The sequence below is a fragment of the Streptomyces sp. NPDC005899 genome, assembly GCF_040629645.1.
GTDB lineage: Bacteria > Actinomycetota > Actinomycetes > Streptomycetales > Streptomycetaceae > Streptomyces.
This window is the reverse complement of sequence record NZ_JBEXWB010000462.1, coordinates 1-4,073: the sequence shown is the minus strand read 5'-3', so window position 1 is coordinate 4,073 and position 4,073 is coordinate 1. Positions and strand designations below refer to the sequence as shown.

Here is a 4,073-nt window from a genome sequence, read left to right as displayed (position 1 = left end):
GGCCGCCCGGCGAGGCTCCCGCGCTGCCCGCCGGGAAGGGCCTGGTGGTGGTCGCCAACCGGGAGTCGGGTTCGGCGACCGCGGCGGCGGCCGTGATCCGGGACGTGCTGCCGCTGGCCGAGGTGGTCGAGTGCGCCCCGTCCGAGCTGCCGGACTGCCTGGAGAAGGCGGCGGGCCGGAGCACGGCGCTCGGGGTGTGCGGCGGCGACGGGACGGTGAACATGGCGGCGTCCGTGGCGGCGACGCACGGCCTGCCGCTCGCCGTCTTCCCCGGCGGCACCCTCAACCACTTCGCGTACGACCTCGGCATCGAGACCGTGCAGGACACGGCGGTGGCGCTCACCGCGGGTGACGCCGTACGGGCCGACCTCGGCCGGTTCCGGCCGGGGCCGCGGGGCGCGGACGGGCCGCCCGGATACTTCCTCAACGCCTTCAGCCTCGGGGTGTATCCGGAGCTGGTGCGGACCAGGGAGCACTGGTCCCCCAGGATCGGCGGCTGGCCGGCCGGGGTCCTCGCCGCGGCCGAGGCGCTGCGCGGCTCGCGCCCCCTGACCGCCGAGCTCCAGGGCAGGACGCGTCCGCTGTGGCTGCTCTTCGTGGGCAACGGGCTGTTCCGGCGCGTGGGCCCGGCGCCGGGCCGCCGCCACAACCTGGCGGACGGGCTGCTGGACGTACGCGTGGTGCACGGCGGCCGGACACCCGGCCTGCGCCTCCTCGCGGCGGCCGTCGCCGGCCCCCTGACCCGCTCACCCGTGCACGCGGCCGTCCGGCGGCGCAGGGTGCGGGTCTCGGGCCTCGCGCCGGGCACCCCCTACGCGTACGACGGCGAAGTGGCGCACGCGGAAGGCGAGTTGCTCATCGACAAGCTGCCGGAGGCGCTCACGGTCTACTGCCCCATGCAGATCTGATCTCGAACAGCGAGACGGCTATCTCAGGATGCGACACAGCGGCGTACTGTCGTCCTACCGCTTGCGACTGACGTCCGAGAGAGGACCTACGGCCATGCCTGAGGAAGCCGCCGTCTACACCCATGGGCACCACGAGTCGGTGCTGCGCTCCCACCGATGGCGGACCGCCGAGAACTCGGCGGCCTATCTGGTGGGCGGGCTCCGCCCGGGCCAGAGCGTGCTGGACGTCGGCTGCGGGCCGGGCACCATCACGGCCGACATCGCCGGGCTCGTCTCCCCGGGCCGGGTGACCGCGCTCGACACCGGCCGCGAGATCCTGGACGAGGCCGCGGCGGTCGCGGCCGGACGCGGCCTGGACAACATCGAGTTCGCCACCGGTGACGTGCACGCCCTCGACTTCCCCGACGACTCCTTCGACGTGGTGCACGCCCATCAGGTGCTCCAGCACGTGAGCGACCCCGTGCGGGCGCTGCGCGAGATGCGGCGGGTGTGCAGGCCCGGCGGCGTCGTGGCGGCGCGCGACAGCGACTACGCCGCGATGACCTGGTATCCGCCGTCGGCCGGAATGGCCCGGTGGCAGGAGCTCTACGACCGGGTGGCCCGCGCCAACGGCGGCGAGCCCGACGCCGGGCGCCGCCTGCTGTCGTGGGCCCGCCGGGCCGGGTTCACCGACATCACCCCGAGCGCGGCGGCCTGGTGCTTCGCGACCCCGCAGGACCGCGCCTGGTGGAGCGGCCTGTGGGCGGACCGCACCACGGCCTCGTCGTACGCGGAACTGGCGGTGGCGGGCGGGCACGCGAGCCCCGGGCAGCTGGCGGAGGTCGCGGACGCCTGGCGCGCGTGGGGCGAGGAGCCCGACGGGTGGTTCATGGTGCCGCACGGCGAGGTGCTCTGCCGGGCATGACACCCGGCGGCGGCCGGGCCCGGGAACCGATCACATGGCCGGGGCCCGCCAACTACCCTGAGGGCCATGGACATTCTGGGAACCACGCTGCGCATCTGCGTCGACGACCTGGAGGCCTCGGTGGCCTTCTACGAGGGCCTGGCCGGCACTCCGGCGCTGCGCTTCGAGCGCGGCGGGGTCTCGGTCGCCGCGATCGGGTGCTTCCTGCTGATGAGCGGTCCGGAGACGGAACTGGAGGTCCTGCGGAAGGTCACCGCGACCATCGCCGTCAAGGACGTCGACGAGGCCCACGCCGCGCTGACCAGGGCGGGCGCGAGGATCGTCGCCGGGCCCGTCCCCACCCCGGCGGGCCGCAACCTGATCGCCCTGCACCCGGACGGTTCGGTGTTCGAGTACGCCGACCGGAACGCGACCGCCTGATCCGTACGGCCGGGCGCCCCGCCCTCGTCCCGCCGGGGGCGGCGGCGATATTCCGTGTGCGCGCCGCGCCGTCCGTCGTACCCTGCGTCCTCAGGACCGCCGAGCAGAGGATGGCAGGACGATGGGCACGCAGCACAGGTACCGGGTGATCGTGCGGGGCACCTGGGAGGGGCTGTCGGAGAGCGACCGCGGCACGCTGCTGGCCGAGGTGGAGGAGCACGGCCTCGCGGCCATGCGGTTCACCGAGGAGGGCTCGCTCACGTACGACGCGGTACTCAAGCACTTCAGTCTCCGCTACGAGCTGGACTCGGACGCGGAGGACGGTGAGGAGATGGCCGCGGCCATCGCCGAGGACCGCGCGCGGACGGCGCTGTCGGGCCGGGGCCTCGGCCACGGCGAGCTGCGCTCGACCGTGACGGACCTGGACACGATGAAGATCAACTACCGGGGGCGGCGGGGCCCGGGCGCGTCCTGAGACCGGGCGGGGCTCCGTGGCGCGGACCGGCCGGGCGGCGGGCGGGCCGGTCACACCGCCCGCCCGGGAGGCACCGCCCGGGCCCGCGTGCCACTCCGCGGGCCGGGCCGGCGGTGCTCAGGCCCCGCCGTCGAGCGGACGCAGGAAGCGGCGTTCGTACCGCTTGACGCAGCGGGTGGTACGCGCCAGCTCGTACGCCTCCTGGCACTCCGGGTCGGACAGGCTGTCCGTGCGGTAGCGCTCGTACGCGGCCAGGCTGGGGAACGAGAACAGGGCGTACGCGATGTCGCTGTCGCCCTCGCTCGGCAGGAAGTAGCCGTGGTGCGTGCCGCCGAAACGGTTCACGAGCCGGACCCAGCGGCGGCCGTACTCCTCGAAGTCGTCGAGCTTGTCCGCGTCGACCTCGTACCTCAGGTGAATCGTGATCATGCCTGCATGATCCCGCACCCCCGAACCCGGCGATGCGGCGGTCCGGCGGGCCCTACCGCCCCGGTCCGGCGAGGACCTCGCGCGCGGCTCGGCTGCCCGAGGCCAGTGCTCCCTGCACGGACCCGGTCGCCCGGTGGTCGCCGCACACATGGCGCCCCTCGGCGAAACGAGTCGTCCGGCTCAGCGGCCAGGGCGGCCTCATCGCCGGCAGGGCGCCTTCCACCGTGTACGTGGCCACCGGCTGCCAGCCGCTCGTGTCGGTCCCGTAGAGCTCGGCCAGGCGTCCGCGTACCGCCCTCTCCCCGCCCGGCGGACCGCCGCCCAGCACGGAGGTCGACACCAGGGCCGTGCCGGGCGGCGCGTAGCCGGGGCTGACCTCCGTCAGCACGCAGGTGTTCAGGACGGCCAGGCAGCTGTCCACGACCAGGGTCGGTTCGGCCAGCGGGGAGACCGGGGCCGCGTGGTAGTACGTCGTGACCGTACGGCTGTCCGGCACCGCCAGCCCGGGCAGCAGGCGGGCGGCCGCTGCCGCGTCCGTGGCCACCACGACCGTACCGGCCGGCCGTTCCGTCCCGTCCGCCAGGAGCACCCCGGTCCCGGTCACGGCGGTGACCGGGGTCTCCAGCCGCAGCACCCCGTCCGGGAGGCCGGCGGCGAGCCGGGCCGGCACGGCGCCGATGCCCTCGGCCGGCAGGCAGAGGGTGCCCCTGGCCATGCTGCGCCACACCAGGTGGAAGAAGCGGGCCGACGTCTCCAGCTCGTCCTCCAGGAACACCCCGGCCAGGAAGGGCCTCATCAGGTCGTCGACGGCACGGCGGGACAGCCCGGACGCGGCGAGGGCCTGGGAGGTCGTCCGGTCCGTGGGGCGGGCCGCGACCGCGGCGGGCAGCAGCGCGTCCCTCGCCGTCAGGGCGGCGAGCGCCGCGAGATCGCGGGC

The 4,073-nt window shown here is 75.1% G+C and carries 6 protein-coding genes; 4 read left to right on the top strand and 2 right to left on the bottom strand.

Features of this window, described 5'->3' with window-relative positions; translation table 11 throughout:
* The 4 genes from ABZ371_RS29900 to ABZ371_RS29885 form a co-directional block, all read left to right on the top strand.
* A partial coding sequence (locus ABZ371_RS29900) for a diacylglycerol kinase family protein (RefSeq protein ID WP_358685448.1) occupies window positions 1–908 on the top strand: 908 nt, incomplete at its 5' end.
* Window positions 909–1,002: 94 nt separating this feature from the next.
* Complete coding sequence (locus ABZ371_RS29895) at window positions 1,003–1,812, top strand: methyltransferase domain-containing protein (RefSeq protein ID WP_358685446.1); 810 nt, start codon at window positions 1,003–1,005, stop codon at window positions 1,810–1,812.
* A gap of 66 nt (window positions 1,813–1,878) precedes the next feature.
* Window positions 1,879–2,232: a VOC family protein gene (locus ABZ371_RS29890; RefSeq protein WP_358685444.1), complete on the top strand. Its 354-nt coding sequence runs from the start codon at window positions 1,879–1,881 to the stop codon at window positions 2,230–2,232.
* A gap of 121 nt (window positions 2,233–2,353) precedes the next feature.
* Window positions 2,354–2,707, top strand: coding sequence for a DUF6204 family protein (locus tag ABZ371_RS29885; RefSeq protein WP_358685443.1), 354 nt, complete (start codon window positions 2,354–2,356; stop codon window positions 2,705–2,707).
* A 117-nt stretch (window positions 2,708–2,824) separates the two neighbouring features.
* Here the strand turns inward: ABZ371_RS29885 and ABZ371_RS29880 are convergent, their stop codons facing one another.
* Together ABZ371_RS29880 and ABZ371_RS29875 are read right to left on the bottom strand one after the other, a co-directional pair.
* Window positions 2,825–3,136, bottom strand: a complete 312-nt coding sequence (locus ABZ371_RS29880) for an NIPSNAP family protein (protein ID WP_358685441.1) — start codon at window positions 3,134–3,136, stop codon at window positions 2,825–2,827.
* A gap of 52 nt (window positions 3,137–3,188) precedes the next feature.
* Window positions 3,189–4,073: FAD-dependent oxidoreductase (locus ABZ371_RS29875; protein ID WP_358685439.1), on the bottom strand; the 885-nt coding region annotated here is incomplete at its 5' end.